This is a genomic window from Nocardia amikacinitolerans NBRC 108937, from assembly GCF_001612615.1.
In the GTDB taxonomy this organism is placed as follows: Bacteria; Actinomycetota; Actinomycetes; order Mycobacteriales; family Mycobacteriaceae; genus Nocardia; species Nocardia amikacinitolerans.
Genome location: NZ_BDAU01000020.1, coordinates 86,880 through 113,735, shown reverse-complemented (window position 1 = coordinate 113,735; position 26,856 = coordinate 86,880). Strand labels below are relative to the sequence as shown.

At 68.8% G+C, this 26,856-nt stretch carries 25 protein-coding genes and 1 tRNA gene; 13 read left to right on the top strand and 13 right to left on the bottom strand.

Going from position 1 to position 26,856, the window contains the following annotated elements; genetic code table 11:
* Window positions 1-146: 146 nt before the first annotated feature.
* On the bottom strand, window positions 147-923 hold the full coding sequence (locus tag NAM01S_RS17170; RefSeq protein ID WP_067786402.1) for an RDD family protein: 777 nt from the start codon (window positions 921-923) through the stop codon (window positions 147-149).
* A gap of 44 nt (window positions 924-967) precedes the next feature.
* Here NAM01S_RS17170 and NAM01S_RS17165 point away from each other — a divergent pair, with 44 nt between their 5' ends.
* A complete protein-coding gene (locus tag NAM01S_RS17165) occupies window positions 968-1,987 on the top strand; it encodes a stage II sporulation protein M (protein ID WP_067786400.1) in 1,020 nt (339 codons plus the stop codon).
* Between the two features lie 330 nt (window positions 1,988-2,317).
* On the opposite strand, the gene NAM01S_RS35060 is transcribed toward NAM01S_RS17165, so the two are convergent.
* Together NAM01S_RS35060 and NAM01S_RS17160 are read right to left on the bottom strand one after the other, a co-directional pair.
* On the bottom strand, window positions 2,318-2,746 hold the full coding sequence (locus tag NAM01S_RS35060) for a hypothetical protein (protein ID WP_157107771.1): 429 nt from the start codon (window positions 2,744-2,746) through the stop codon (window positions 2,318-2,320).
* On the bottom strand, window positions 2,743-4,923 hold the full coding sequence (locus NAM01S_RS17160; RefSeq protein ID WP_253798929.1) for an MMPL family transporter: 2,181 nt from the start codon (window positions 4,921-4,923) through the stop codon (window positions 2,743-2,745). The genes NAM01S_RS35060 and NAM01S_RS17160 overlap by 4 nt, the downstream gene beginning before the upstream one ends.
* Before the next feature lie 40 nt (window positions 4,924-4,963).
* Here NAM01S_RS17160 and NAM01S_RS17155 point away from each other — a divergent pair, with 40 nt between their 5' ends.
* Window positions 4,964-5,659: a TetR/AcrR family transcriptional regulator gene (locus NAM01S_RS17155; protein WP_253798931.1), complete on the top strand. Its 696-nt coding sequence runs from the start codon at window positions 4,964-4,966 to the stop codon at window positions 5,657-5,659.
* Between the two features lie 547 nt (window positions 5,660-6,206).
* Here NAM01S_RS17155 and NAM01S_RS17150 read toward each other — a convergent pair.
* Together NAM01S_RS17150 and NAM01S_RS17145 are read right to left on the bottom strand one after the other, a co-directional pair.
* Window positions 6,207-6,974 carry an SDR family NAD(P)-dependent oxidoreductase gene (locus tag NAM01S_RS17150; protein ID WP_067786394.1) on the bottom strand — a complete coding sequence of 256 codons (768 nt, stop codon included), beginning with the start codon at window positions 6,972-6,974 and terminating at the stop codon, window positions 6,207-6,209.
* Window positions 6,975-7,448: 474 nt separating this feature from the next.
* Window positions 7,449-7,531 (bottom strand) — tRNA-Leu (locus NAM01S_RS17145).
* 236 nt (window positions 7,532-7,767) lie between these two features.
* Here NAM01S_RS17145 and NAM01S_RS17140 point away from each other — a divergent pair.
* The 8 genes from NAM01S_RS17140 to NAM01S_RS17105 all read left to right on the top strand — a co-directional run bounded on the left by NAM01S_RS17140 (window position 7,768) and on the right by NAM01S_RS17105 (window position 18,287).
* Window positions 7,768-9,183, top strand: a complete 1,416-nt coding sequence (locus NAM01S_RS17140; protein ID WP_067786392.1) for an FHA domain-containing protein — start codon at window positions 7,768-7,770, stop codon at window positions 9,181-9,183.
* A 204-nt stretch (window positions 9,184-9,387) separates the two neighbouring features.
* Complete coding sequence (locus NAM01S_RS17135) at window positions 9,388-9,855, top strand: FHA domain-containing protein FhaB/FipA (RefSeq protein WP_067786390.1); 468 nt, start codon at window positions 9,388-9,390, stop codon at window positions 9,853-9,855.
* A complete protein-coding gene (locus tag NAM01S_RS17130; protein ID WP_067786388.1) occupies window positions 9,852-11,354 on the top strand; it encodes a PP2C family protein-serine/threonine phosphatase in 1,503 nt (500 codons plus the stop codon). Before NAM01S_RS17135 ends, NAM01S_RS17130 begins: the two co-directional genes overlap by 4 nt.
* The gene (locus NAM01S_RS17125) at window positions 11,354-12,826 is read left to right on the top strand and encodes an FtsW/RodA/SpoVE family cell cycle protein (RefSeq protein ID WP_067786386.1); all 1,473 of its coding nucleotides are present in this window, start codon (window positions 11,354-11,356) and stop codon (window positions 12,824-12,826) included. The genes NAM01S_RS17130 and NAM01S_RS17125 overlap by 1 nt, the downstream gene beginning before the upstream one ends.
* Entirely contained in the window at window positions 12,823-14,289 is a 1,467-nt protein-coding gene (locus NAM01S_RS17120) for a peptidoglycan D,D-transpeptidase FtsI family protein (protein ID WP_067786384.1), read from the top strand. Before NAM01S_RS17125 ends, NAM01S_RS17120 begins: the two co-directional genes overlap by 4 nt.
* A 37-nt stretch (window positions 14,290-14,326) precedes the next feature.
* The gene (locus NAM01S_RS17115; RefSeq protein ID WP_067786382.1) at window positions 14,327-15,835 is read left to right on the top strand and encodes a protein kinase domain-containing protein; all 1,509 of its coding nucleotides are present in this window, start codon (window positions 14,327-14,329) and stop codon (window positions 15,833-15,835) included.
* On the top strand, window positions 15,832-17,736 hold the full coding sequence (pknB, locus tag NAM01S_RS17110) for a Stk1 family PASTA domain-containing Ser/Thr kinase (protein ID WP_067786380.1): 1,905 nt from the start codon (window positions 15,832-15,834) through the stop codon (window positions 17,734-17,736). Before NAM01S_RS17115 ends, pknB begins: the two co-directional genes overlap by 4 nt.
* A 131-nt stretch (window positions 17,737-17,867) precedes the next feature.
* Window positions 17,868-18,287 (top strand): CBS domain-containing protein, encoded by a 420-nt coding sequence (locus NAM01S_RS17105; RefSeq protein ID WP_067786378.1) that lies wholly within the window; start codon window positions 17,868-17,870, stop codon window positions 18,285-18,287.
* A 110-nt stretch (window positions 18,288-18,397) separates the two neighbouring features.
* Here the strand turns inward: NAM01S_RS17105 and NAM01S_RS17100 are convergent, their stop codons facing one another.
* From NAM01S_RS17100 to NAM01S_RS17090, 3 genes are read right to left on the bottom strand one after another with little or no spacing between them, the layout of a single operon-like run.
* Complete coding sequence (locus tag NAM01S_RS17100; RefSeq protein ID WP_253798933.1) at window positions 18,398-18,871, bottom strand: deaminase; 474 nt, start codon at window positions 18,869-18,871, stop codon at window positions 18,398-18,400.
* Window positions 18,872-18,901: 30 nt separating this feature from the next.
* The gene (locus NAM01S_RS17095) at window positions 18,902-19,591 is read right to left on the bottom strand and encodes a RibD family protein (protein WP_067786376.1); all 690 of its coding nucleotides are present in this window, start codon (window positions 19,589-19,591) and stop codon (window positions 18,902-18,904) included.
* Window positions 19,588-20,232 carry an aminodeoxychorismate/anthranilate synthase component II gene (locus NAM01S_RS17090; protein ID WP_067786373.1) on the bottom strand — a complete coding sequence of 215 codons (645 nt, stop codon included), beginning with the start codon at window positions 20,230-20,232 and terminating at the stop codon, window positions 19,588-19,590. Before NAM01S_RS17090 ends, NAM01S_RS17095 begins: the two co-directional genes overlap by 4 nt.
* Window positions 20,233-20,430: 198 nt before the next feature.
* Here NAM01S_RS17090 and crgA point away from each other — a divergent pair, with 198 nt between their 5' ends.
* Both crgA and NAM01S_RS17080 read left to right on the top strand, forming a co-directional pair.
* Complete coding sequence (gene crgA / locus NAM01S_RS17085; protein WP_067786371.1) at window positions 20,431-20,694, top strand: cell division protein CrgA; 264 nt, start codon at window positions 20,431-20,433, stop codon at window positions 20,692-20,694.
* 91 nt (window positions 20,695-20,785) lie between these two features.
* Window positions 20,786-21,250, top strand: coding sequence for a PH domain-containing protein (locus NAM01S_RS17080; protein ID WP_067786369.1), 465 nt, complete (start codon window positions 20,786-20,788; stop codon window positions 21,248-21,250).
* Between the two features lie 124 nt (window positions 21,251-21,374).
* Here NAM01S_RS17080 and NAM01S_RS17075 read toward each other — a convergent pair whose 3' ends face one another.
* Window positions 21,375-22,244, bottom strand: a complete 870-nt coding sequence (locus NAM01S_RS17075) for a rhomboid family intramembrane serine protease (RefSeq protein WP_067786366.1) — start codon at window positions 22,242-22,244, stop codon at window positions 21,375-21,377.
* A 4-nt stretch (window positions 22,245-22,248) separates the two neighbouring features.
* Window positions 22,249-22,776 (bottom strand): peptidylprolyl isomerase, encoded by a 528-nt coding sequence (locus NAM01S_RS17070; RefSeq protein ID WP_067786429.1) that lies wholly within the window; start codon window positions 22,774-22,776, stop codon window positions 22,249-22,251.
* Between the two features lie 169 nt (window positions 22,777-22,945).
* Between NAM01S_RS17070 and NAM01S_RS17065 the strand changes: the two genes are divergently transcribed.
* A complete protein-coding gene (locus tag NAM01S_RS17065) occupies window positions 22,946-23,158 on the top strand; it encodes a hypothetical protein (protein ID WP_067786364.1) in 213 nt (70 codons plus the stop codon).
* Between the two features lie 6 nt (window positions 23,159-23,164).
* On the opposite strand, the gene NAM01S_RS17060 is transcribed toward NAM01S_RS17065, so the two are convergent.
* The 3 genes from NAM01S_RS17060 to NAM01S_RS17050 form a co-directional block, all read right to left on the bottom strand.
* Entirely contained in the window at window positions 23,165-23,983 is an 819-nt protein-coding gene (locus tag NAM01S_RS17060) for an ABC transporter permease (protein WP_067786427.1), read from the bottom strand.
* 35 nt (window positions 23,984-24,018) lie between these two features.
* Window positions 24,019-25,071: an ATP-binding cassette domain-containing protein gene (locus NAM01S_RS17055; RefSeq protein WP_067786362.1), complete on the bottom strand. Its 1,053-nt coding sequence runs from the start codon at window positions 25,069-25,071 to the stop codon at window positions 24,019-24,021.
* Window positions 25,072-25,900: 829 nt separating this feature from the next.
* On the bottom strand, window positions 25,901-26,827 hold the full coding sequence (locus tag NAM01S_RS17050; RefSeq protein ID WP_067786360.1) for an acyl-CoA dehydrogenase family protein: 927 nt from the start codon (window positions 26,825-26,827) through the stop codon (window positions 25,901-25,903).
* Window positions 26,828-26,856 lie beyond the last annotated feature (29 nt).

Genomic DNA, 26,856 nt, shown 5'->3' with positions numbered 1-26,856 from the left:
AGCGACTGCCCGACAACGAACGAGACCCAGCGCAAGCGGCGCGTGAGAGCGACTACGCGACACGAACGAAGCCCAGCGCAAGCGGCGCGCGAGGGCGACTGCCTGACAACGAACGAGGCCCGGCGTAAAGCGGCGCGTGAGAGCGACTACGCCACGCGGACCAGGCCCGGCGCGGGTGGGGTGAGGGCGCGGCGTTGGCGTTCCGCGACGATGGCGCCGAGTATCTGCACGGGCGGGTAGCCCTGGGGAGGAGGCACGCGCAGCTGTGCGCAGAGCGCGGTGACGAGCGCGTGGCCGAGGCTCGCCTGGGCGGCGGGGGTCAGGGTGCGCAATCGCGTCAGGTACTGGCGGATGGCGAGGGCCAGATCCTCGGGGATGCCGGAGAGGTCGAGGCGGGCGGCCCAACCCGCCAGCCAAGGGGGCGCGAAAGCCAGTGCGGGGGCGGGCAGGCCGCGCTGGGCGTGCACGACGACGGTGCCCGCGAGCACGTCACCGACGCGGCGGGCGTTCGGCGAACACATCGAGGTGATCACCGCGATCGCGCCGAAACCGCCGAGCATCCAGAAATCGACGATGGCGCCCGCCAGTCCGCGCGTCATGGCGTGCCGGAAGTCGATGGGTCCGCCGTCGGTGCGCACGACCCGCAGCCCGAGCGCCAGCTTGCCGAGCGACCGGCCGCGACTGAGCGTCTCCCACGCCACCGGATAGCCGACGAGCACCACGACGACCGTCGCCAGCATGATCGCGTCCACCCACGCCGAGTCGGCGTCCGCGCGCACGACCAGGACGCCCGCCAGCGCCATCAGCAGCACGCCGAGCGTCAGTTGCGCCACCAGGTCGATGAGGAACGCGGTGGCGCGCGTCGGTATCCGCGCGATCGGAAGCTCGAGGGCGACCGCTTCGCCGGTGGTGAACTCAGCCATCTCGATAGCATTCTTGCGACCGGCGGTAGTGGGAGGCAACCGATATGGACGTAGACGCATACAGTTACGCGCACCGGCGGTCCTGGGACCGGCTCGACCAGCTGTCGCGCAGGCGCAAGCTGACCGGCGCCGAGTCCGACGAACTGGTTGCGCTGTACCGGCGGACTTCCCAGCAGCTGGCCCGGTTGCAGTCGCACAGTCCCGACCCAGAACTCATCGCGGGCCTCAGCGCCCTGCTGGCCAGGGCGCGCGGACGGGTGCTCGGCACCAAAGCGGACACGTGGGGTGAGATCGCCCATTTCTTCACCCACCGCTTCCCGGCCGCCGTCTACCGCGCGTGGCCGTGGTGGGCGTCGGTGGCCGCGCTGTTCGTTGCCGTCACGGCCGGGCTCGCGATCTGGATCGAGGGGTCGGGCCGCGCCCGCGAGCTGCTCGGCATCAGCGGAGACAATTCCGCGATCACCGCGCCGGGCGGGGCCTTCGAGACGTACTACACCGAACACCCGAACGACGCGTTCGCCGCGCAGGTGTGGACCAACAACGCGTGGGTGGCGGCGATCGCGCTGTTCACCGGCGTGCTGATCCTGCCAGCGGTGTATCTGCTCTTCATGAACGCGCTGAACGTCGGCATCACCGCCGGTCTGATGGCCGAGGCCGATCGGCTCGATTCGTTCTTCGGTTTCATCCTCCCGCACGGAACCTTGGAGCTGACCGCGGTTTTCGTCGCGGGCGGTGCGGGACTGAAGCTGGGCTGGACGCTCGTCGACCCCGGTCGGTTGAGCCGGATCGAGGCGGTCGCCCGGCAGGGCAGGGCAACGGCGACCATCGCGCTCGGTCTGGTCGGCGTGCTGTTCGTTTCGGGGCTGCTGGAGGGTTTCGTGACGCCGAGCCCGCTTCCGGCCCCGGTGCGGATCGGGATCGGCTTCGCGGCGGAGGCGCTGTTCTTCGCGTACGTGTTCGGCGCGGGGCGTCGCGCGGCCCTCGCACAGGATGCGACGGCGAGTTCGGCGATCGAGGAGATCACTCCGGCGGAACGCTGGCAGACAACCCCGGGCACACGCTGACTGGAAACGCTTCGGACAATCGGCAGCAACGCCGTGTCACGGATCGGTTGCGATATCCCCCATTTGAGTTCCGCTGGCCGCAGCGAGTCGTGCTCGAGCTGCGGCCAGCGTTGCCGTCAACTCTACACAATCGTTATGCCCGCGCAACCCTCCACGCCGGTGTCGAGCGTATAAAGCAGCGCGCCAGCAAACCCCTCTGACCACACGGTTTTTCAGACTCGCAGCAAACTCGTGGCTGCCGCTCGGACGGTCGGATTTCGACCCATCCACGATCCTCCGAAGCGGAGTTGAAAACCACTACTGAAACCTGTCCGCGAACCGAACAATTGGCTACGTAATGGTTAGCCGAAGCGGCTCGCGCACATCGGTATGTAATCCTCCCGGCGCATCTACCAGGTAGTTTGTCAACTGGTTTTCGGGTTGCCATACGTTCTTGAAGCTCAAAGCGACCCCAAGTATGTTTATGGCCGAATAAACAAGATTCCCACCCCGCCGGGGCGGCATACGGTGTACACGCATCAAGCCGATCCGGATGATTGCCAGACGCGCAATTGGCCGCCAGCGACCGAACATCGAGCGATACCCCAGCACCGAAACCGCAACCGAAACCGCCCGTGTGATCTTCGCCTCACCATCTCGCTCAGCGGGGCGAAAGCCCAGGACCGGGCCGGTTTCCGGTAATGAAACGACCACGTCCGGCCGAGCTCGAAAACTCGGCCGGACGCATTCGGCGGCGCGGAATAAAGTGGCCTGGATCACGCTTCCGCGAGGCCGAGCCGCGCGTGCACCAACCGCAGCGGGCGCGGCGCGAACCAGGCCGCCGGACCGAGCAGTCGCATCGCCACCGGAACCAGCACACCGCGCACCAGGGTGGCGTCGATGAGGATGGCCAAACCGGCGCCGAGCCCGAAGAACTGGATGAACCGAACGTCGCTGGTGACGAACGCGAGGAAGCTGATCGAGATCAGCGCCGCCGCCGTGGTCACCAGCCGGCCCGTGCGCGCGAGTCCCTCGACGACGGCGTCCCGGGTGGACGCGCCCCTGTCGTGCATCTCCTTGATCCGGCTGACCACGAAAACCTCGTAGTCCATGGACAACCCGAAGGTGATGCAGAACAACAGCAGCAGCATCGACACGTCCAGCGGCGCGGGCGTGAAGCCGAGCAGACCCGACAGGTGCCCGTCCTGGAAGACGAAGACCATCAACCCGAGCGTGGCCGCGAGGCTCAGCACGTTCGACAGCAGCGCCCGCAGCGGCTGCACGATGCTGCCGGTGAACAGGAAGAGCAACACGAAGGTGGTGAGCACGATCCACGCCACCGCCACCGGCAATCGCGACCCGATCGAGGCCAGGCTGTCGCGCAGCTCGGCCACCTGACCGCCGACCAGCGCCGTCGCGGGCGCTGGCACGTCGCGCACCCGGTCGACGAGTTCGCGCGCCTCGGCCGAATCGCGGTCGAGCTCGGTGAGCACGGTGAGTCGCTGCGCGTCCGGCTTGGCGAACCTGGCGTCCGCGGGCGAACTCGCGGTGCGCTCACCGCGCACGAAAGTGCCCGCGCTGGAATCGACCTGGGTGACGTGGGTCACGCGGGAGAGCGCCGCCGCGTACTCGGCGAGCGGGCCCGCCTCGACGCCGGAGGTGGTGACCACGGAAAGGGCGTTGCTGTCGCCGCCGCCGAAATCCTCGCGCAGCGCGTCGCCGACCTGACGAACCTCGGTGCTCGTCGGCAGCACCCGATCGTCGGGGGTGCCGAACTGTACGTTCAGCAGCGGAGCCGCCGCGAGCAGCAGCGCCGCCACCACCGGAACGCCGGTCAGCAGCGGTCGCCGCATCGCGAAGCCCGCGACTCCCGCCCAGAACGGCGCCGCGTCACCGCGAATGCCGCGCACGCCGGGCACTTTCCACGCGTCGGCCTTGGCGCCGAGCGCGACGAGCAGCGCGGGCAGCGTGAGCACGGCGGCCGCCGCCGAGATGGCGACCACGCCGATGCCCGCGTAGGCGAACGAGCGCAGGAAGTACTGCGGGAAGATCACCAGCGAGGAGAGCGCCGCCGCGACGGTCGCCGCGCTGAACACGATGGTGCGCCCGGCCGTGGCGACCGCGCCGACCACCGCGTCGTCCGGCGACGCGCCTGCCGCGCGCCGTTCCCGGAAGCGGCTGACCATGAGCAATCCGTAGTCGACGGCGAGGCCGAGGCCGAGCGCAGTGGTCAGGTTCACCGCGTAGACCGACACGTCGGTCACCGAGCCGAGGATCGAGAGCTCGGTGAAGGTGCCGAGGATCGCGACGCCGCCGACCACCATCGTGAGCAGCGCGGCGACCACATTGCCGAAGGCGAGCACCAGCAGCGCGAGGATGAGCGGCACCGCGATGCCTTCGGCGATGCCGAGATCCTTGCCGATCTGCTCGGTGATGGCGTGGAAGATCGCGTTGTTGCCGCCGACCTGGACGTCGGCGATCGGCCCGTCCGAGCGGTATTCGGCGACGACATGCTCGGCGATCTCGGTCGCCCTGGTCGGGTCCTGGTCGGCGCCGCCGGCCAGGACGACCGCGGCAGTGCCGTCCGCGGACCGCATCGCAGGCGAGCCGGTGTCCCAGTACGAGACGACGTTGGTGAGCCGGTCGTCGGCGGCCAGCCTGCGCGCGAGTTCCCTGCCGAAGCCCGCGGTCGCCTCGGCGTCGACGCCGCCCTGCTCGGCGCGGATCAGGAAGACGTAGTCGGTGTCGGCGCCGAACTTGTCGGCGAGTTGCGCTGTGGCGGTGCTGGATTCCGCGTTCGGGTCCTCCTGACCGCCGGGTTGCATCTTGCTGAACGCGGTGACGCCGAGCGCGCCACCCGCGATCAGGGCGAGCACGCTCGCCACGAGTATCCAGCGGGCGTGTCGGGCGACGAAGCGGCCGAGTCGTTCGAACATGTCGAGCCTCCAGGCGAGCATGTTGGCATACGTAAACTTTATGGGCGTTAACTTGCCATCGATGTGTGCGAGTGTCAACATCGAGGAGATGACGAGATCCGAGCGAGAAGGGCCCTATCACCACGGTGACCTGCGCAATGCCCTGGTGCGCGCGGCCGCCGAACTCGCCGAGACCGGCGGACCAGAGGCGGTCACCGTGCGGGCCGCCGCGCGCCGGGTCGGCGTCACGCCCACCGCCGCCTATCGGCACTTCACCAATCACGAGCAGTTGCTCGGCGCCGCGCAGGAGCAGGCGCAGCAGAGCCTGTTCGACGCGATGGCCGAGACCATCAAGACATTCCCGCCCGACGCCGACGCGGTGACCCGCCTGTTCGCGGTCGGGCGCGGCTATATCGTCTTCGCGCTGCGCGAACCCGGCCTGTTCCGCACGGCGTTCTGCAACAGCGAGCAAGAGAGCTCGGAGAACTGGAACTCCCCCGCCTTCGACCTGCTCTCGAAGCTGCTCGACGAACTCGTCGAGATCGGCTTCACCGATCCCGAGCACCGGCCGGACGCCGAATTCGCGGCATGGTCGGCGGTGCACGGCATCGCGTCGCTGCTCATCGAGCGGGCCCTGCCCGAGCAGGATCCCGAGGTGCGGGATCTGGCGATCGCGCGTGCCCTGGCGGTCGTCGAGCGCGGACTCGCGACCGGCCCGAAGGCCGCTGAGATCCGCGGCGGTACACGGCACACGGCGATGCCGGAAGCGGCGGGCTGAGCACCGCGCCGCACACAACCTGTGGATAAACGCACGTAGGTCATTGTGAGCGGGCGCGGTTCCGTGTTCCCACCCGGATATCCACAGGCCGCGCCTGCGGTCGGCGCTTCGAGAATATTCGATCTACCAGCAGAATGTGGCGTACCGCCGGTGTGGACAACGCACTCACGCTGGCGCGCAAGGACTTTCACAGGCGACGGTTCGAGTTGTCCCCAGCTCGCCCACATCGCCTGCGCCGCACACGTTTTCCACAGGAAGGCCGGGGATATCCACAGGTTGTCAGCCGACCCACAAACACCGGCAACCGTCCTTCCGCTCGGGCCGCCGAGATGCTGTTGACCACCAGCTCACCAGCCACAGCCTGCGATGCTGCCGCGCCCGCTTGCCGCCGAGCGCAAAGAACTCGAAGCGGCGAAGCGCGCCGCCGCCGCGACCACCAGGGGGAGCCGGTCGACGATGCCAGGCCGACGGACCAGTCTGTCGGCGCACGCGAGCGATGCTGCCCGTAGGACTTACGAAATTGGAGTGCGCGCCCCCGCGAACTCGCTCACATCAGCGCGCCGCCGTCGATGCGGATCTCGGTGCCGGTCATGTAGCGACCGTCGTCGGAGGCGACCATCGCGACAACGCCCGCGATGTCCTCCGGCGTGCCGAGCGCGCCGCCGTTGAGCCACCCGGTCAGCCGTGCGAACAGGCTGTAGTCCACACCTTCCGGCTGGTCCAGGATCGACTTGGTGGTGATGCCGCTCGTGATGCCCGCGGGCACGATGTTCACCGCGCGCAACCCCTGCTTGGCGTACTCGAGCGCGATCGAATGCGTGAACGCGCTGACCCCGCCCTTCGACGCGGCGTACGCCGCGAGATAGGGAGCCGCGCTGTAGGCCGCGGTCGACGACAGATTGACCACCACCCCGTGCCCCGACTCCACCAGCGCGGGCAGTGCGGCCTGCGTCATCAGGAAGGTCCCGGTCAGGTTGACCGTGATGACCTGATTCCACGCGTCCAACGGCATCTCGTGCGTCCGCGCGGGCCGCAGAATCCCCGCCGCGTTCACCAGCACGTCCAGCCCGCCGAGAAACTCGAGCGCCGCCGCCGTCCCCGCCCGCACCGACTCCACATCGGCGATGTTCACCTCGACGGCCCGAAACCGCTCCCCCGCCTCCCCCGCCTTCTCAGCGGTGACATCCAACCCCGCCCGATCGATGTCCACCCCCACCAACTGCGCCCCCTCGTCGAGCAGCCGCAGGGCGATCCCCTGCCCGATCCCCGACCCAGCTCCGGTGACGACAACCCGACGACCCTCGTATCTACGCATGCCCAAAATTAGAACAGGTTCCTACAAGGAATCAACCCATCCCACCACCATATTTCCGGTCGAACCCCCTGCAACCGGTTCCCAAACCACACGAGCCCCACGCACGCCCGCGACGCACACATATAGATAAGGCCATCCACCTCGACCCCACCCGCGGGCACCACGAAGCAACGCACTCGTTCAGCGCCGAGGACTCGCCGCGCCAATCCTGCGGGAACAGTGACCAACGGCCGAAGCCCCACGGGGCGGCCACCAGATCCAGAGCCCTACTACTCGGCACCCATCGAGTCGATCCGCTCCGCCACCAAAGCCCCATTCGGCACCTACCAAATAGCGCCCACTCGGCACCTACCAAACGGGGGGCTAGGGGGCAGAGCCCCCAGGCGGGGTGTGGGGGTCGCACCCCCACAAAACACACAGAAACGAGAAGAGGCTCATGCTCTCAGTGAGCATGAGCCTCTTATCGAGTTGACGTGGGCGAAGGGGGACTTGAACCCCCACGTCCCGAAGGACACTGGCACCTGAAGCCAGCGCGTCTGCCATTCCGCCACTCGCCCGAGCGACTCCGGAACACTATCACGCGGCCGGTCGAGAAACGAAATCGGCTGCTCAGTGGGGCTTGTGATGCCTAATGGGCATCAGGGGAACCTCCTGGGATTTCCAAGAGTTACAGGTGTGGAGGATCGTGGATATCATGCAATGAACGTGTTCGTCGGACGACACGCCATGCGCGTGTGTCGTTGTTATGAAGCTGGGAATGACATAGGAAGACGCTCACCGAAGGGAGGCCGAGATGGGCATCGTTTCGCGGTTCGAGCGTCGCCTGCAGGGCGCCGTCGGTGATGTGTTCGCCCGGGTCTTCGGGGGCAGCGTCGTGCCCCAGGAGGTGGAGGCGGCGCTGCAGCAAGAGGCCGCCGATCACGTCCAGGACGTGGGCGGTGGTCACCTGCTGGCTCCGAACAGCTATGTGATCACCATCAACTCTTCCGACCACCAGCAACTGGACGCCGATCACGACCTCACGACCCGCGCGTTCGCCAAGCACCTCCAGGACTACATCCGCGATCAAGGGTGGCAGACCTATGGCGAAGTACACGTAGCGTTCGAGGCATCACCTACGCTGCACACCGGACAGTTCAGGGCGAGCGGCCGCGTCGATCCGGACGTCGGCCGTCGAGCTGCACCCGCTCGAAGCCCGGAACCCACGCCACAACGACCTGCAAACCCGCAACCAGGAGCTGGCCCCATGACGCAGAACTCTGGCTACGACCCGAGCCGTGAGCCCGCGGAGTCCGATCCACGCAATCGCGGGTACGCACCTCCGCCAAGCGGGCGGGCCGGTGGTCCCCAGAACGGTGCGTACCGCGACGAGTACGGGCGTGGCGCCGCGCCTTATGGCGCCTCGGAATACCAGGCGCCGGATTCGCAGCAGGCATACGGCGATTACCAGAACGGCTACGACTACCAGCAGGGCGGCCAGGGTTACGGCCAGCAGGGCGGGTACGCCGATCAGGGGTACGGCCAGCAGGGCTACGGCGAGCGCGGCGGCTACGGCCAGCAAGGTTTCGGCGACCAGGGCTACGGCGCGCAGGGCTACCAGGAGCCCGGCTACGGCCAGCAGGGCGGCGGCTACGGCGAACCGGGTTACGGTCAGCAGGGCTACGGCCAGCAGCAGGGCTACGGTGACCAGGGCTACGCCGACCAGAACTACGGCCAGCAGGGCTACGCGGGCCAGCAGGGCTACGGCCAGCAGGGCTACGCGGAGCCCGGTTACGGCGAGCCGGGTTACGCCGACCCGAGCTACGGTTCCGAGGAGCAGGCGGGCTACGGCCAGGCCTACTCGCAACAGTCCGGCTACGGCGGCCAGCAGGCGGGTTACGCCGCGCCGTCGTACAGCGGTGGCGCCGCCGCCGCGGGCTCCGGCTACTCGGCCACCCTCCAGCTGGACGACGGCAGCGGCCGCACCTACCAGCTTCGCGAGGGCAGCAACATCATCGGCCGAGGTCAGGACGCGCACTTCCGGCTGCCGGACACCGGTGTCTCGCGCCGCCACATCGAGGTCCGCTGGGACGGCCAGACCGCTATGCTGTCCGACCTCGGTTCGACGAACGGCACGCTGGTCAACGGCTCCCCGGTCCAGGATTGGCAGCTCGCGGACGGTGATGTGATCCGCGCCGGGCATTCCGAGATCCTCATCCGTATCGTCTGATCCCGTAAGCTCGCGGTGCAGGTCACGACATGGCTCTCACGGTTTGGTCGGTCGTATCGTGATCGGAATCGACTGACAGCCCTATGATGCTGCCAACGCGCGCGGCCCCGAAACCGGGGCCGGCAAGCCCGGCAGGCCGTGGGGGTGGGTCGAACCGCACCTACGGCACCGACATACCTACGGTCGAACAGGAGGTGGAACGCCGTGCAGGGACTGATCCTGCAATTGACCCGTGCGGGGTTCCTGCTGCTGTTGTGGCTGTTCGTGTGGGCGGTCCTGCGGACCTTGCGCAGCGACATCTACGCGGCATCCGGCATACGGATCCAGCCCAGGGCCGCACGCGGTTCCGCGGTGCTGCCTTCCTTCAGCCGAGGCCAGAAGGGCGCCAAATATCTTGTGGTGACTCAAGGTTCACTCGCCGGCACTCGCATCTCACTCGGCACCCAACCGGTGCTGATCGGGCGTGCGGACGATTCGACGCTGGTGCTCACCGATGATTACGCCTCCACCCGACACGCGCGACTGTCCCCGCGCGGTGACGACTGGTACGTCGAAGACCTCGGCTCGACCAACGGCACCTACCTGGACCGTGCGAAAGTCACCACCGCCGTGCGGGTTCCGCTCGGCACTCCCGTCCGTGTCGGCAAAACAGTGATCGAGCTCCGATCGTGACACTCGTTCTCCGCTACGCAGCGCGCAGCGACCGCGGTCTGGTCCGAGGCAACAACGAAGATTCCGTCTACGCGGGTGCCCGCCTGCTCGCACTGGCCGACGGCATGGGCGGACACGCGGCGGGTGAGGTCGCGTCGCAGTTGATGATCGCCGCGCTGGCGCATCTCGACGACGACGAGCCCGGCGACGATCTGCTCGGCAAGCTCGACGCGGCGACGCGGGCGGGCAACGCCGCCATCGCCGATCAGGTCGAGGAGGAGCCCGAGCTCGACGGCATGGGCACCACGCTCACCGCGATCCTGTTCGCGGGCAAGAAACTCGGGCTCGTGCACATCGGCGATTCGCGCGCCTACCTGTTGCGCGGCGGCGAGCTTGCGCAGATCACCCGCGACGACACGTTCGTCCAGTCGCTGGTCGACGAGGGCCGGATCACGCCCGAGCAGGCGCACACCCACCCGCAACGTTCGCTGATCATGCGCGCCCTCACCGGCAACGAGATCGAGCCGACGCTGATCATGCGCGAGGCCCGCGCGGGCGATCGCTACCTGCTGTGCTCGGACGGTCTCTCGGACGTGGTGAGCGACGAGACCATCGCCAACACCATGCGCGAGGGCAGCACCGACGAGTGCGCCGACCGACTCATCGAACTCGCGTTGCGCAGCGGCGGTCCCGACAACGTGACCGTGGTGGTGGCCGACGTCATCGATCTGGACTACGGCCAGAGCCACCCGATCGTCGCGGGCGCCGCCTCCGGTCAGGACGAGGACACCCCGCCGCCGAACACCGCCGCTGGTCGCGCCGCGGCCATGCGTCCGCCGCGCGCCGCACCGCCGCGCCGGGCCGCCGCGCCGGAACCGCCGCCGCCGAGCAAGTCGCATCGGCTGCGCTGGATCATGCTCGCGGTCGCCTTGGTGGTCGCCGTCGCCGTCGGTCTGCTGGTCGGCTACAAGATGATCCGCAACAACTACTACGTGGGCGCGGACAACGGCCAGGTCGTGATCATGCGCGGGCTGCCCGGTTCGGTGCTCGGGTATTCGATCCACGACGTGGACACGGTCGGCTGCGTCGACCGTGGTGGCGACCTGACCATCGTCAAGTCCGGATCGGATCTGCCGTCCGGCTGCCGCCAGCTGCGGGTCAGCGATCTCGAGCAGACCGGTCGCGACAAGGTCAACGCGGGCCTGCCGCCCGGTTCCCTCGGCAAGGCCGAGGAGCAGATGCGGCTGCTCGCCCAGCAGGAGCTGTTGCCGCCGTGTCCGGCGCGGGAAACCACCCAGCCGCCGCAGCCCGGCGTGCCGCAGCCCGGTGTCGTGCCGCCCGGCGAGCCCGCGCCGGGTCCGGTCGCGCCGGCCCCTACGCCGAACCCCGCACCGACCACCGACCCGGGTGACACCGGGGGCACCGACGCGGCGACACCCACGAAGGTGGAGCAGGCGCCGACGACGACCCCGGCGCCGAACCCCCAGATCTCGGGGGAGAACTGCCGGGTGACGGACTGATGTCCGTACCGGCACCACCGTCCGCGGGGGCCTTCCCGAGTCCCCCGGGCGGGTTCGCTCCAGCACCGCCTCCGTCCACCAGACGCAACGCCGAACTGCTTCTGCTCGGGTTCGCCGCGCTGATCACGACCGTCTCGCTCTTCCTCGTCGAGGCCAGCCAGGAACAGTCGGTCACCTGGGACATCGCCAAGTACGGCCTCGCTTTCCTCGCCCTGTTCGGCATCGCGCACCTGGCCGTGCGCCGGTTCGCGCCGTTCGCCGACCCGCTGCTGCTGCCGATCGTCGCGCTGCTCAACGGTCTTGGCCTGGTGCTCATCCACCGCCTCGATCTCGGCGCGGCGCAGAACGCGGAATTCAATTCCGACCCGATCCCCTCCCCCGACGCCAACCAGCAGATCCTGTGGACCGCGCTCGGCATGGTCGTCTTCGTCACGCTGCTGATCGTGCTGCGCGACTACCGCACGCTGGCCCGCTACAGCTACACGCTCGGCCTGGTCGGGCTGGTCGCGCTGATGATTCCCGCCCTGCTGCCCAGTGCGTACTCGGAGACCAACGGCTCCAAGATCTGGATCAGGCTGCCCGGATTCAGCGTGCAGCCCGGCGAGTTTGCCAAGATCCTGCTGATCATCTTCTTCGCCTCGGTGCTCGTCGCCAAGCGCGACCTGTTCACCACCGCCGGACGGCACATGCTCGGCATGGAGTTCCCGCGCGCCCGCGACCTCGGCCCGATCCTGGTGGTCTGGGTGGTGTGCATCGCGGTGCTCGTCTTCGAGAAGGACCTCGGCACCTCGCTGCTGATCTTCAGCACGGTGCTTGTGATGCTCTACATCGCGACCGAGCGGGTCGGCTGGCTGATCATCGGCGGCAGCCTGCTCGTCATCGGGTTCGTCTTCGCCTACCAGGCGTTCAGCCACGTGCGGGTGCGCACCAACACCTGGCTCGACCCGTTCGCGGATTACCACAACACCGGGTACCAGATCTCGCAGTCGCTGTTCGGCCTGGCCACCGGCGGCCTCGCGGGCACCGGGCTCGGCAGCGGACGGCCGAACCAGGTGCCGTTCGCCAACACCGACTTCATCGTCACCACCATCGGTGAGGAGCTCGGCCTGATCGGGCTCACCGCGGTGCTGATCCTGTTCCTCGTCTTCGTGATGCGCGGCCTGCGCACCGCCCTCGCCGTGCGCGACAGCTTCGGCAAGCTGCTGGCGGCCGGGCTCTCGTTCACCATCGCCGTCCAGCTGTTCGTCGTGGTCGGCGGCGTCACCAAGCTGATCCCGCTGACCGGTCTGACCACACCGTTCATGTCGTACGGCGGTTCCTCGCTCTTGGCCAACTACGCGTTGCTCGCGCTGCTGATCAAGGTCTCCGACGCGGCCCGCGCACCGGCGCCCGCGCGCAAGAAGGACCCGGCGCCGATCGCGGACGCACCGACCGAGCTGCTGCGCCGCTCGGAATCGAGGCCGCAGGAATGAACACTCCTCTACGGCGGGTCGCGGTCGCGGTGATGGTGATGGTCGTCGCGCTGCTGGCCAACGCCACCTACATACAGGTCATCAAGGCCGACGACTATCGAAGCGATCCGCGCAACTCGCGCGTGCTGCTCGACGAGTACTCGCGCCAGCGCGGCCAGATCTCGGCGGGCGGCACGGTACTGGCCAACTCGGTCGAGACCGACGACCGCTACAAGTACCTGCGCACCTACCCGACCGACCCGGAGGCGTACGCGCCGGCGACCGGCTTCTACTCGATCCAGTACGGCAGCGCCGGACTCGAGCGCTCCGAGGACCAGGTGCTCAACGGCTCGGACAGCCAGCTGTTCGGTCGCCGCCTCATCGATCTGGTCTCGGGCCGCGATCCGCGCGGCGGCAACGTGCTGACCACCTTGAACCCGGTGATGCAGCAGGTCGCCTACGAGCAGCTCACCGCAAAGGGTTACACCGGCTCGGTGGTCGCCATCGAGCCGAGCACCGGCAAGATCCTGACCATGGTGTCCACCCCGAGCTACGACCCGAACCTGCTGGCCGGGCACGACGGCGCCGCGACCACGCGGGCGTGGGAGTCGCTGAGCCGTGATCCAGACCAGCCGATGCTGAACCGGGCCGTCTCGCAGACCTACCCGCCTGGCTCGACGTTCAAGGTGGTGGTCACCGCGGCCGCGCTGGCCAACGGCGTCGCGACGCCGGACGACCAGTTCACCGCCGCGCCCAACATCACCCTGCCAGGAACGAGCACCACGCTGGAGAACTACAACGGCTCGAACTGCGGGTCCGGCCCGACGGCCTCGTTGACCGAGGCTTTCCGGCTGTCCTGCAACACCGCGTTCGTCGAGCTCGGCATCAAGGTGGGCGCGGCGAACCTGAAGGACGAGGCCGCCGCGTTCGGCATCGGCCCGCACCGCGGCATCCCGATCCCGGTGGCGGAGAGCACGGTCGGCACCATCTCCGACAACGCCGCGCTCGGCCAGAGCAGCATCGGTCAGCGCGACGTGGCGCTCACCCCCCTGGACAACGCGGTGATCGCCGCGACCATCGCCAACGGCGGGGTTCGGATGGAGCCGTACCTGGTCGACGCGACGCAGGGACCGGATCTGAGCGTGTTGTCCAAGACGAAGCCGGTCTCCGTCGGACAGGCGGTGAGCGCCCAGGTAGCGTCTCAGCTGACCTCCTTGATGGTCGCCTCCGAGGAGAACACCGTCGGATCACGCCAGTCCCGATACACGATCGCGTCCAAGACCGGAACCGCCGAGCACGGCAGCAACCCGCGCAATACGCCGCCGCATGCCTGGTACATCGCCTTCGCGCCCGCGCAGAACCCCAAGATCGCCATCGCGGTGATCGTGGAGAACGGCGGGGATCGGGCGCTGGCAGCCACCGGCGGTTCGGTGGCCGCACCCATTGCCAGGGCCGTGCTCGACGCCGGTCTGCAGGGGGGCTGAACGATATGAACGAGCGAGTTGAAGTTCGGGGGCCCCGATGCTGAACAACGGTGCGATGATCGCCGATCGCTACCGCCTGCAACGTCTGATCGCCACCGGCGGCATGGGTCAGGTGTGGGAGGCGCTGGACACCCGCCTGGACCGCCGGGTCGCGGTGAAGGTGCTCAAGGCGGAGTTCTCCGCCGACCCGACCTTCCGGCACCGGTTCCGCACGGAGGCCAAGACCACCGCGCAGCTGAACCACTCCGGGATCGCGGGCATCTACGACTACGGCGAGACCTACGACCCGAGCGCGGGCGAGACCGCCTACCTGGTCATGGAGCTGGTGCAGGGCGAGCCGCTCAACACCGTGCTCAACCGCATGGGCAGGCTCTCGGTGCTCCAGGGCCTCGACATGCTCGAACAGACCGGCCGCGCGCTCGACGTCGCCCATGCCGCTGGCGTGGTGCACCGGGACGTCAAGCCGGGCAACATCCTGGTGACGCCGACCGGTCAGGTGAAGATCACCGACTTCGGCATCGCCAAGGCGGTCGACGCGAGCCCGGTGACCAAGACCGGCATGGTGATGGGCACCGCGCAGTACATCGCGCCGGAGCAGGCCGTCGGCGAGGACGCGACCGCCGCCAGTGACGTGTACTCGCTCGGCGTCGTCGGTTACGAGGCGCTGGCCGGACAGCGGCCGTTCACCGGCGACGGCGCCATCACCGTGGCGATGAAGCACGTCCGCGAGAATCCGCCGCCGATGCCGGAGGATCTGCCGCCCAACGTCCGCGAGCTCATCGAGATCACGATGGCCAAGGACCCGAACATGCGCTACGCCACCGGCGGCGAGTTCGCCGACGCGGTGGCCGCGGTGCGCGCGGGTCACCGTCCGCCGCCGCCGCTGAGCGCGGGTTCGGCCGCCGGGCCGCTCACCGCGGGCGCCACCCGGGTGCTGCCGCCCGGCCCGACGGTCATCCTGCCCGCGGGTCAGGCCGACGGGGCGACCGTGCGGTACAGCACGCCCGCGGCCGCCGCCATCGGCGGCGCGGCGGCGAGCGGGCCCGCGACCATGATGAACCCGGGCGGATCGAACGATCAGCCGCCCGGCAAGAGGCCGTGGACGACGACGCAGAAGGCGCTGGCCGGTCTCGGCGCAGGCGCGGTGCTGCTCGGCGGCGCGGCGATCTGGCTGCTGTTCGGCGGCGACACCAACCCGGATCCGGTGCGCGATCCGGTCACCTCGTCGGTGGCACCGCCGCCCGCGCAGATCACCACGACGGTGCCGCAGACCACCACCAGGTTCGTGCCGCCCCCGCCGCCGGTCACGTCCGACGAGCCGACGCCGACCACCACCGAGCCGCCGACGACGACTCCGGAACCCACGACGACGGCGCCGCCGAGCACTACGGCGCCGACTACGACGAAGACGACCAAGACGACGAGTCCGACCACCACCCGCACCCTGTTCCCGACTTTCGACTTACCATTTCCGGAGAATCCCGGTGCCTCGGGTCCCGGTAACACTCGCAGCGCGCCCGCTACTCCTTCACAAGGACAACGATGACGACCCCGAAGAATCTCTCTTCCCGCTACGAGCTGGGCGAGATCATCGGCTTCGGCGGTATGTCGGAGGTCCACAAGGCGCGCGATCTGCGGTTGAGCCGGGATGTGGCGATCAAGGTGCTGCGCGCCGATCTGGCCCGCGACCCCACGTTCTACCTGCGCTTCAAGCGTGAGGCGCAGAACGCCGCCGCACTGAACCACCCGGCCATCGTCGCGGTCTACGACACCGGCGAGGCCGAGGTGGACGGCGGTCCGCTGCCCTACATCGTGATGGAGTACGTGGACGGCGAGACGCTGCGCGACATCGTGCGCGGCAAGGGTCCGCTGCCGCCGCGGCGCGCGATGGAGATCATCGCGGACGTCTGCGCCGCACTGGATTTCAGCCACAAGGCCGGGATCGTGCACCGCGACATGAAGCCCGCGAACATCATGATCAACCGGGCGGGCGCGGTGAAGGTGATGGACTTCGGCATCGCCCGCGCGCTGGCCGACAGCTCCAACCCGATGACCCAGACCGCGGCCGTCATCGGTACCGCGCAATACCTTTCGCCGGAGCAGGCCCGCGGCGAGACCGTCGACGCCCGCTCGGACGTGTACTCGGTGGGCTGCGTGCTCTTCGAGATCCTCACGGGCGAACCGCCTTTCACCGGTGACTCACCGATCGCCGTCGCCTATCAGCACGTGCGCGAGGATCCTCGGCTTCCCTCGCACGTGCACGCGAGCGTGCCGCGCGAGCTGGATTCCGTTGTGCTCAAGGCGATGAGCAAGAACCCGGCCAACCGGTACCAGACCGCCGCCGAGATGCGCGCGGATCTGATCCGGGTGCTCGGCGGCCAGAAGCCGAGCGCGCCAATGGTGATGACCGACGAGGATCGCACCACCGTATTCGGCAACACCGAGCCGGCGCCGCGCAGCTTCCGCACCGTCGAACGCAACGACGACACCGCCGAGCAGGAGCCCGCCGAACCGGGCGACTCGCGCCGCACCGCCTACCTCGCGCTCGGCGCGGCCGCCGCGCTCGCCGTGGTGTTCGGGCTGTTCTGGGTGCTGATCGGTCCGGGAAGCAAGCCGGACCAGGTGGCCGTGCCCGATCTGTCGAACAGGTCGCAGTCGCAGGCGCAAGACGCGCTGGAGAAGCTCGGCTTCACGGTGGCCATCCACCAGAAGGCGGACAGCAAGGTGGCCGACGGCAACGTCATCGCGACGCAGCCGCTCGGCGGTTCCCGCATCGACAAGGGCAGCACGGTGACGCTGCAGGTCTCCAGCGGGCCCGACCAGGTGCAGGTACCGCGGTTGGACGGACTGACGGTGCAGCAGGCCGAGCAGGAACTCAACGCCCTCGGCTTGCGGATGGATCCGAACGTGGTGCGCAAGGAGTCCAGCGCACAGGATCTGGACAAGGTGATCGGCACCGAGCCTTCGGCGGGCGCGCGGGTCGACGTGGACCAGGCGATCGTGGTCTGGCTCGGCAAGGGGCCGGAGAAGGTCCGGGTGCCGAGCCTGGTCGGGCAGGACATCAGCGTGGCCCAGCCGAACCTGGTGGACAGCGCCGGTTTCAAGATCGTCATCGAGGAGGTGCAGTCCCCGCGGCCCAAGGGCGAGGTCATCGGGACGAACCCGGCGGGCGGCACCAACGCCGACAAGGGCTCGACGGTGACCGTCCGGGTGTCCAGCGGCGACATCAGCATGCCGAGCCTGGTCGGCCTCACGCCATCCCAGGCGGTGGAGAAGCTGCGCCAGAGCGGCTGGACCGGCAGCACGAGCCAGATCAACCAGAACACCACCGGCACCTTCGACGCGGGCAGCGTCGGCCGCATCATCAGTCAGCAGCCGTCGCCCGGTTCGTCGATCTCCAACAACGGCACGATCACCATCACCACCGGAGTGCTCGGTCCGCCGTGATGCCGGGGCCGGTCTGACCCGAGCCCGGCCCGATCGTTATCGGAAAGAGGCGACCGGTCGGTGTGATCGGCGCGAGAATTGTGGCTGCTCCATCCGAACCCAGCAATCAGCATGGAACAGGAGGCAGCCCCATGACCACTGCCAGGGACATCATGAAGCCCGGCGCTCAGTGGATTTCCAAGGACGAGACGGTCGGCAAGGCGGCGCGCATGATGGCCGAGCTCGGCGTCGGATCCCTCGTCATCGCGGACGAGAACGAACGGATGTGCGGCATCATCACCGACCGCGACATCGTGGTGAAATGCGTGGCGCAGGGCCGCGCACCGGCCAACACCCGCGCGGCCGAACTGTGCGAGGCGACCCCGCGGTGGATCGCGGCCGACGCCGATGTCGAGGAAGTGCTCGAGGAGATGGAGAGCCATCGCATCAAGCGCATGCCGGTGATCGACAACAAGAAGCTGATCGGCATGATCAGCGAGGCCGATCTGGCCAGGCACCTCGACGACAACCAGCTCAGCGAATTCGTGACGGCGGTCTACGGCAGGCCGTGACCAGGTAGCTGCCTCAGCGGAGGCGGAAGTGTGCCCGTCGTCCGGAGCCGCAGACTTCCGGGCGGCGGGTTCGGAAACCCGTCCGACTCACCAACGGCACGGTGCTGTTGTTACGACAGATCCAGGTGCCGATTCATCGACATCGCCTCGTCGGCCAGCTCCGGCAGTTCGACCACCTCGACGCCGTGCTGCCGTAGCTTCTCCACGCCGACGCAGTTCACCACGAAGGTCGTCGGCTCCCGCCAGGCGATGACGACGCGCCCGATCCCGGCGCGCAGGATGCGATCGGTGCACGGCGGCCTGCTCGCCGTCGCGCGCCGCGAACACGGCTCGAGTGTGCTGTAGATCGTCGCCCGCGCCAGCCGCGGATCGTCGGCGGGCAGCTTGTTCAGCGCGGATTCCTCGGCGTGCACCTTTTCGTCGGTCTCCCGCGAGTAGCCCGTCGCGATCTCCGCGCTGTCGGCGACGACGACCGCGCCGACCGAGAACGCGGTGTCGCTCGGCGGGCACTGGCGCGCGAGTTCGATCGCTCGGCGCATGAAGCGGCGGTCGGCCTCGGACCGATCGGTGTGGTCGGCGTTCACGACACAGCTCCGTTCATGACCGAGCTCCGTTCACGAGGCGGCTCCGCTCCCTGGACGGAGGAGGTAGCGCAGCACGGCCATATCGCCGACCCTCTCGACCCCGGCGAGCGTCCTGCGGCGGGTCGAACCGCCGGGGAATCGAGCGTCGGCGAGGAACCGGGGCGCGGCCGAATCACCGACGACGATCGGCGCGACGGCCAAGTGCAGTTCATCGGCGAGATCCGCCGCCAGGAACGCCGTGTGCATCGCGGTGCCGCCCTCGACCATCAGACGGCCCACACCGCGGCGGCCGAGATCGTCCAGCAGCGCCCCGAAGTCGAGCTCCGCGCCGAGCGCGACCACGTCGGCGATGCCGACCAGCCGATCGGCGAGCCGCGCCGCGCCGGAATCGGTCGTGTAGACGACCTTCGCCCCGCTGTGGTGCCAGAAGTTGAGCTCACGGTCCAGATCGCCGCGCGCGGTGACGGTGACCTTGAGCGGGAACTCCGGCTTGCCCGCCGCCACCCGCGCCGCCCGGCGCTCGGCACTGTTGACCAGCAGCCGGGGATTGTCGCGGCGCAACGTCTCGGCCCCGACCAGGATCGCGTCGGACTCGGCGCGTACCCGGTCGACGCGGTCGAAATCCGCCGGGTCGGAGAGCAACAGCCGCTCCGGACCGGCGTCATCGATGTAGCCGTCCAGGCTGACCGCCACCGACAGCAGCACGTACGGCCTTGTCACTGCAACACCAGTGCCGCGACCTCCGCCTCGAGCATCTCCACCAGACCCTCGGCGGGCCGCTCGCCGCAGACCTCGAGCCAGTTCGCCAGCATCCGGTGCCCGCCCTGGGTGAGCACCGATTCGGGATGGAACTGCACGCCGTGGATCGGCAGGGTGCGGTGCCGCATGGCCATCACGATCCCGGATTCGGTGCGGCCGAGCACCTCGATGTCCTCGGGCAGGGTGTCCTCGAGCACGGTGAGCGAGTGGTACCTGGTCGCGGTGAACGGATCGGGCAGACCGGCGAGCACGCCGGCGCCGACGTGGAACACCGAGCTGGTCTTGCCGTGCAGCAGTTCGGGCGCCCTGGTGACGGTCGCGCCGAAAGCCTCGCCGATCGCCTGGTGCCCGAGGCAGACGCCGAGCAGCGGCGTGTTGCTTCGGGCGCAGGCGTGCACGAGGTCGATGCTCGCACCCGCCCGATCGGGCGTACCGGGGCCGGGACTGATCAGAATGCCGTCGTAATCGGCGGCCACGGCGTCCACGTCGGCGAGCTGCGGATCGTCGTTGCGCCAGACCTCGGCCTCGGCCCCGAGCTGGCCCAGGTACTGCACCAGGTTGAAGACGAAGCTGTCGTAATTGTCGACGACCAGTACACGCATGGTTCGAGATTACGTGGCGACGCGGGAGGCCGTCGCATCCATTACCAGTTGGGATAGCCTAGGGGGAACACCGGAGGGCCTCCGAGCCTCGCCCCGGCCGTTCGCGCTGTCGCCGGAACGGCCGCGGCGACGTCGCTCGGTAGACAGTCAACTGAATCAGCCGCCGGTACCGACCTGAACGCCGAATACGAGGACGTCATGCCCAAGTCGAAGGTCCGTAAGAAGACCGACTACACGATCAACCCCGCCAGCCGGACCCCGGTGAAGGTGAAGGCGGGCCCGTCGCCGGTCTGGTACGTCACGATCATGCTCGGCTTCATGCTGGCCGGTCTGGTGTGGCTGCTGGTCTACTACCTGGCCGCCGAGCAGATCAGCTGGATGAACGACCTCAACGCCTGGAACTTCCTGATCGGTTTCGGGCTCATGGTCGTCGGACTGATTATGACCATGCGGTGGCGCTGATCCACCTCCTTCGGGATTACAGACGTGTCATTCATGCACACCTGTGGATGACCCTGTGGACAACTCGAGGACCGATTGGGGAGAGTGCCGCGTGAACCCTGAATCCCCCTCTGTGGAACCGCGTCTCGCGTGGACCACGCCGACCCCCGCGCTCGTCGCGGTGGCCGTCGGCGGTGTGATCCTCGCGGGTGCGGCGATCTTCGCAGCGGATGCCGCGAGTCGGCTGCTCATCGGGTTGGCCGCGGCGGGTCTGCTCGCCCTGGCCGGGCTCGGTTTTCGGCAGCGACCGCGCCTGTCCATCCATACCGGCGCCGATCCTCGCCTGGTGGTGCGGGGTCTGCTCGGACCTGCCGAGTACCGGCCCGAGCAGATCGTCAAGGCGCGGGTGGTGAGCTACCGCCGCCTCGGGCGCAAGTCGCCGATGCTCGAGATCGATGTCGAGCACGAGGGCCAGGAGCGGCTGTTGATCTTCGGCCGTTGGGACCTCGGCACCGCGCCGCAGGACGTCTTCGAAGCGCTCGTCGCGCACCGGCTCGCGTACCTGCCCTCGGATTAGGCATACCTCCGCATTCGCTCCGGCCATACGCGGAGGTCGGATGCACTCTCGCCGACAGCGGCTCGGCGCACACGATCAGACCTGCGGCAGCGGATGTTTCACGTGAAGCGAGCCGAAAGCCGGCTCAGGACACCATCGCCGCCGCGACGCCGATGACCGCGAGCGAGACGGCGCCGACCGCGCCGATGGCGACCCACCCGATGGTGCGAGCCGACTCGGGGCTCTTCGCGCGCACCCACTGCGGCAGGAACAGCACGCCCATCGTCGCCAGCGTGCCCGCGACGAGTCCGCCCAGGTGCACCCACAGCGACACGCCTGGCAGCGAGAGGCTGAGCAGCACGTTGATCGCGATGATCACCAGGATCTGGGTGGCGTTCATCCGCAGCCGGATCAGCAGCACCGCGACCGCGCCGAACATCCCGTACACCGCGCCGGACGCGCCCGCCCCGATCGTGTTCACCGGCTCGAGCAGCATGCCGCCCGCCGAGCCGCCGACCAGGGCGACCATATAGATGGCGAGCATCCGTGCCCGCCCGAGGAACGGCTCCAACTGGATGCCGACGATGTAGAGCGCGAACATGTTCAGCGCCAGGTGCAGCGGCCCCCAGTGCAGGAAGCCGGAGCCGATCACCCGGAACCACTCGCCGTCGGCCACCAACCGAGGGACCAGCGCCCAGCGCAGGAACAGGCTGGACCGGTAGTTGTCGGCCAGGCTGCTCGCCTGGACCGCGGTGATCGCGTAGAACAGCACGTTCAAAGCGATCAACCCGTAGGTCACGAGCGGGGCGGTCGAGGTGGCGACCGGCGCGCCCGCGACCGTGCGGACCGGACGGACCTGGGTGCCCGCCGCACGCACGCAGTCGACGCAGTGCTGCCCGACCGCGGCGGGCCGCAGGCAGTCCGGGCAGGCGGGCCGCCCGCAGCGAGTGCACGCCAGGCCGGTCGGTCGATTCGGATGGCGGGCGCACGTCGGTGCGGGCGGCTGAGGATTCATCGCTTCAATCGATCGTGATGGTGGAGATACGGACGGGCTCTTTGGGACGGTCGTTGCGATCGGTCGGCGTCGCCGCGATGGCGTCGACGACCTTGCGCGAATCCGGGTCGACGACCTCGCCGAAGATCGTGTACTTGCGATTCAGGTGCGGCTGCGGGCTCACCGTGATGAAGAACTGCGAGCCGCTGGTGCGGGCGCCGACGTTCGCCATGGCCAGCAGGTAGCCGCGGTCGAAGCGCAGCTCGGGGTGGAATTCGGCGGCGATGTCGTAGCCGGGGCCGCCGCGACCGGTGTCACCGGGATCGCCGCCCTGGATCATGAAGCCGTCGATCACCCGGTGGAAGGCGGTGCCGTCGTAGAACGGGCCGGTGGTGCCTCCGCTCGCGTTCTCGGTGGTGTACGCCGCCGAGCCGTCGATCAGCCCGAGGAAGTTCCGCACCGTCTTCGGCGCGTGATAACCGAAGAGCGCGAGCTTGATATCGCCGTGGTCCGTGCAGAGCGTCACACCGGCGGTCTGAATCGGTGAGGTCACGACCGCCATGCTAGATCAGCGCCGCAGGACGAAGCCCGTAGCCGCGCGTGGCCGCGGCGATGGCGGAGGTACGCCGGGCGATCCGGCGCACCGCCCGGGCGGGCTCGGGGCGCGTCGAGACCGGTCGGCACTTACTGCGCTATTCACCCGGCTGTGCCAAAGTGGTCGAATGAGCTTGGGGCGTCTACGCGTATCCGCACGTTCTCGAAACCGGCTGATCGCCGGGGGTCTCGCCGCGCTGGCGGGCGGCGTGGCCTGGCTGGTCCGCAGCAAGCGACCGCTGCCGCCGCAGCCCGCGCCGGAGCCGCCGCGCATCGGCTACTCCCGAAACGGCTCCGCGCCGACCCCCGTCGCGGGAGCCGGCGCGGAAAACAGCCGCTGACCTCGGTCAGCGGCTGACCGTGCGCTTGTACTGGCGCAGGGCCAGCGGCACGAACACCACCAGGATCACGACCACCCAGATCAGCGTGGTCGCCACCGGATGCTGCATCGACCAGGCGTCCGAGACCGGCACCATCGGGCTGGTGTTGCCGAACAACTCGCGGGTCGCCTGGGTCAGCGCGGAGACCGGGTTCCACTCGGCGAACACCTTCAGCACGGTCGGCAGGTTTTCCATCGGCACGAAGGTGTTGGCCAGGAAGGTCAGCGGGAACATGACCATGAAGCTGGCGTTGTTGAACACCTCGGGCGCCCGCACCAGCAAACCGACGACGGCCATGATCCAGGACACCGCGTAGGCGAACAGCAGCAGCAGGACGTAGGCGAGCACCGCGTCGAAGAACGAGCCGCGGATCCGCCAGCCGACGAGCAGACCGGTCAGCGACATGACCACCAGGCTGACCACGTTGATCACCACATCGCTGACGGTCCGGCCGACCAACACAGCCGACGACGCCATCGGCAACGAGCGGAACCGGTCGATGATGCCCTTCTGCATGTCCTCCGCGAGACCCGCGCCGGTGAACGAGGAACCGAACACCACGGTCTGCGCGAAGATGCCCGCGATCAGGAACTCGCGGTAGCCGCCCTCCATGCCGGGCACCTGGATCGCGTTCCCGAACACGTACGCGAAGAGGAGCACGAACATGATCGGCGACAGCGTCGAGAAGATCAGCACGTCGGGCACGCGCTTGATCTTGATGACGTTGCGCTTGGCGATGGTCACGCTGTCGCTGACCACGATGGAGAGGCGTTCGCCGAGACCCATGCTGGGCGGGGCCTCCACAACTGTCGTCGTCGCGGTCATCGGGACTTTCCTTCCGTAGCTTCGAGTCGTTCGGCGGCTTTCGCTCCGCCGGAGCCGTTCGCCGCGGCGTCTCCCGCGCGCTTGTCCACGGCATCGCCACCGACGAGCTCCTCGGCCTCGTGCCCGGTGAGCGTCAGGAACACGTCGTCGAGCGACGGACGACGCAGGCCGACGTCGTGCACCTGCACGTCGCTGGCCGCGAGCAGGCCGATCGCGTCGACGAGCGCCTGGGACCCGTTGCTGACCGGCACCGTGATCCGGCGCAGACCTGGTTCGAGGTGGATCTCCCCGTCGGCGAGGCCCTTCAGCGCCTGCTGCGCGATGGCGAGCTTGTCCACGTGGTCGACGGTGAGTTCGACACGATCGCCGCCGACCAGGGTCTTCAGCTCGTCGGCGGTGCCGCGGGCGATGACCTTGCCGTGGTCGATGACGGCGATCGAGTCGGCGAGCCGGTCGGCTTCCTCCATGTACTGGGTGGTGAGCAGCAGCGTGGTGCCGCCCGCGACCAGCTCCTCGATGACGTCCCAGAGGTCCAGCCTGGCCCTCGGGTCCAGACCGGTGGTCGGCTCGTCGAGGAACAGCACCGGCGGGTTGGCCACCAGCGCGCCCGCCAGGTCGAGCCTGCGGCGCATGCCGCCGGAGTAGCCGCGGACCGGCCGGTCGGCCGCGTCGCTGAGCCGGAAGCGTTCCAGCAGCTCGCGGGCGCGCTCCTTACTGCGCTGCACGCCCATGTGATAGAGCCTGCCCACCATCTCGAGGTTCTCGAAGCCGGTGAGGTATTCGTCGACGGCGGCGTACTGGCCCGACGCACCGATCCTGGACCGCAGGGCCTGCGGATTCCGCAGGACATCGATGCCCGCGACGGTCGCCCGGCCCGCGTCGGGAACGAGCAGGGTGGTGAGCACCCGGACCGTGGTGGTCTTGCCCGCGCCGTTGGGGCCGAGCAGGGCGGTGACGGTGCCCTCCGGCACCGTCAGGTCGAGTCCATCGAGGGCAACCAGCTGGCCGTAGCGTTTGACCAGACCCTCGGCGACTATTGCGTCGGGCATGATTCTCCTGACGTTCGTGAATTCTCGATGTCGAATGACGTTCGACGCCTCCCGCCCGGGCGTCGAGGCGTTGTCAACGGATCGGACGACCGACCGATACGGGGGTCAGTATTGTCCTGACTCCGGTTGTGCGCATCCCCTTTGTTCGGGGGCCGCTCACCTCGGGCCGGACAGCGAAAGGCCGCATCCCGGTCCAGGCGGTGCTCGGGGGTACCGGAACGGGATGCGACCGGTTCGATGGTCCCGCGCGCGACCCAGCCGGGTCGCGGGTAGGCGACTACCCGTTTCCCGCGCGCGCGGTACTCACGCCGCGCCGTTCCGCACGCGGCGGCCGCCGTACCGGTTCCAGTGACCACCGGCACATACTCGCACCGGGGTACGACAGATTTCGGCAGCCGCCCGACATGCCCAGACCGCCGCGACACGCGACAAACCCGGCAGAATCAAGCCCGCTCGCGGGTCGGCGGAGGGATTCGCGCCACACTGCGACCACTCGGAATGTTTCCGCTCGGAACCGCTTTTCGCGCCGCCGCTCCGGAATCGTCCTGGAAAGGGCTGCACCGCAACGTCTTTGACAAACGCCAGGTCACGGACCTGCCGCACGACTCGCACGGGGCGCGCGGTCGACGCCGCGACCGAGCAATCGCACCGCGTGCCGCCGTGCCAAATTTCTTCGAAAGTGGCTACCCCCATGCGCACACAATCCCAAATCTTCGCGTAGGATCAGTCACGTCGGCCCCTCCCCCCCGGGCCGACCTTACGCGGGCCTCGGCTAACTCCCCCCCTTCGCCGAGGCCCGCTCCCCATTTCCGGACCTTTTCGCTCGCCTTCAGTCGGTGCTCTCGGTGTCGAAGCCGACCGCGCGCCAGGCGGTTGCCAGCCGCTGCGCCCGCACCCGGCCCGCGGTGCCGAACAGCGGGCGATCCCGCTCCCAACGGTCCCGCGCGACCGGATCCGCGATCCGCCAGAGCGGCGCGAGCTCGTCGACCACCCGGCCGAACTCCTCGAAGACGCCGCCGAGCGCGATGTGCACACCGGGCGATCCCGACCGGTTCAGATCCAACCCGCGCACCGCCGCCACCAGCGCGAGCAGTTGCTGAAGCACGGGGCGCGGCCAGGACGACTCGCGCGCGACGCGCACCAGCCAGCCGAGCGCGGCGGCGAGCACGTGCACGTCCTCGATGGTGCGGAACGGCTTGAGGAAATCGGTGTAGCCGTCGCCGGGCAGCACGGTCGCGGGCGCGTCGGTGAAAGTGACGGTGGCGTGCGGAATCTCGGGTGCGAACGGCGCGGCGGGCAGATCCGTCACCGCGACGCCCGGCGCCGAGGTCTCGACGAGGGCGGCCCGCAGGATGTTTCGGCCGTCGTCGGCGCCGCCCGCGCTGGCGACGACAAGGAGCTTGCGCGCCAGACTGCCCAGCGTGGTGAATGTCTTGGTGCCGTTGATCGTCGCCGCGCCGTCGCGCTCGGTCAGCGCGGTGCGGATGGCCGAGGGATGCGCGCCGCCCGCCTCGGTGGCCGAGACCGCGACGGCGTCCTCGGCAGGCAACTCAGGCAGCAGGGCGCGCAGCGCCTCCTGGTAGCCGGAGAGGAAAGCGAAGCCGAGCCGGTCGGCCGCGAAACCGCCCGCGATCGCGGCATCCACCGGCGACGCGAAACGGGCCGCGACCGCGCGGTGCCCGGCCCAGGCGGCCGTCACGGAGTCGACCGGTGCGCCGGGCGGTTCGGTCAGGAGATAGTCGAGCACAGAATCCACTCCTGCACGCTAGCCCGATCGAAGGCCGC

What these genes read in the sequence shown, in the direction of transcription:
- NAM01S_RS17170 (WP_067786402.1), bottom strand. Translation starts at nt 923, where the DNA reads ATGGCTGAGTTCACCACCGGCGAAGCGGTCGCCCTCGAGCTTCCGATC.
- NAM01S_RS17165 (WP_067786400.1), top strand. Translation starts at nt 968, where the DNA reads ATGGACGTAGACGCATACAGTTACGCGCACCGGCGGTCCTGGGACCGG.
- NAM01S_RS17160 (WP_253798929.1), bottom strand. Translation starts at nt 4,923, where the DNA reads ATGCTCGCCTGGAGGCTCGACATGTTCGAACGACTCGGCCGCTTCGTC.
- NAM01S_RS17155 (WP_253798931.1), top strand. Translation starts at nt 4,964, where the DNA reads ATGTGTGCGAGTGTCAACATCGAGGAGATGACGAGATCCGAGCGAGAA.
- NAM01S_RS17150 (WP_067786394.1), bottom strand. Translation starts at nt 6,974, where the DNA reads ATGCGTAGATACGAGGGTCGTCGGGTTGTCGTCACCGGAGCTGGGTCG.
- NAM01S_RS17140 (WP_067786392.1), top strand. Translation starts at nt 7,768, where the DNA reads ATGGGCATCGTTTCGCGGTTCGAGCGTCGCCTGCAGGGCGCCGTCGGT.
- NAM01S_RS17125 (WP_067786386.1), top strand. Translation starts at nt 11,354, where the DNA reads ATGTCCGTACCGGCACCACCGTCCGCGGGGGCCTTCCCGAGTCCCCCG.
- NAM01S_RS17120 (WP_067786384.1), top strand. Translation starts at nt 12,823, where the DNA reads ATGAACACTCCTCTACGGCGGGTCGCGGTCGCGGTGATGGTGATGGTC.
- NAM01S_RS17115 (WP_067786382.1), top strand. Translation starts at nt 14,327, where the DNA reads ATGCTGAACAACGGTGCGATGATCGCCGATCGCTACCGCCTGCAACGT.
- pknB (WP_067786380.1), top strand. Translation starts at nt 15,832, where the DNA reads ATGACGACCCCGAAGAATCTCTCTTCCCGCTACGAGCTGGGCGAGATC.
- NAM01S_RS17105 (WP_067786378.1), top strand. Translation starts at nt 17,868, where the DNA reads ATGACCACTGCCAGGGACATCATGAAGCCCGGCGCTCAGTGGATTTCC.
- NAM01S_RS17090 (WP_067786373.1), bottom strand. Translation starts at nt 20,232, where the DNA reads ATGCGTGTACTGGTCGTCGACAATTACGACAGCTTCGTCTTCAACCTG.
- crgA (WP_067786371.1), top strand. Translation starts at nt 20,431, where the DNA reads ATGCCCAAGTCGAAGGTCCGTAAGAAGACCGACTACACGATCAACCCC.
- NAM01S_RS17075 (WP_067786366.1), bottom strand. Translation starts at nt 22,244, where the DNA reads ATGAATCCTCAGCCGCCCGCACCGACGTGCGCCCGCCATCCGAATCGA.
- NAM01S_RS17065 (WP_067786364.1), top strand. Translation starts at nt 22,946, where the DNA reads ATGAGCTTGGGGCGTCTACGCGTATCCGCACGTTCTCGAAACCGGCTG.
- NAM01S_RS17060 (WP_067786427.1), bottom strand. Translation starts at nt 23,983, where the DNA reads ATGGGTCTCGGCGAACGCCTCTCCATCGTGGTCAGCGACAGCGTGACC.
- NAM01S_RS17055 (WP_067786362.1), bottom strand. Translation starts at nt 25,071, where the DNA reads ATGCCCGACGCAATAGTCGCCGAGGGTCTGGTCAAACGCTACGGCCAG.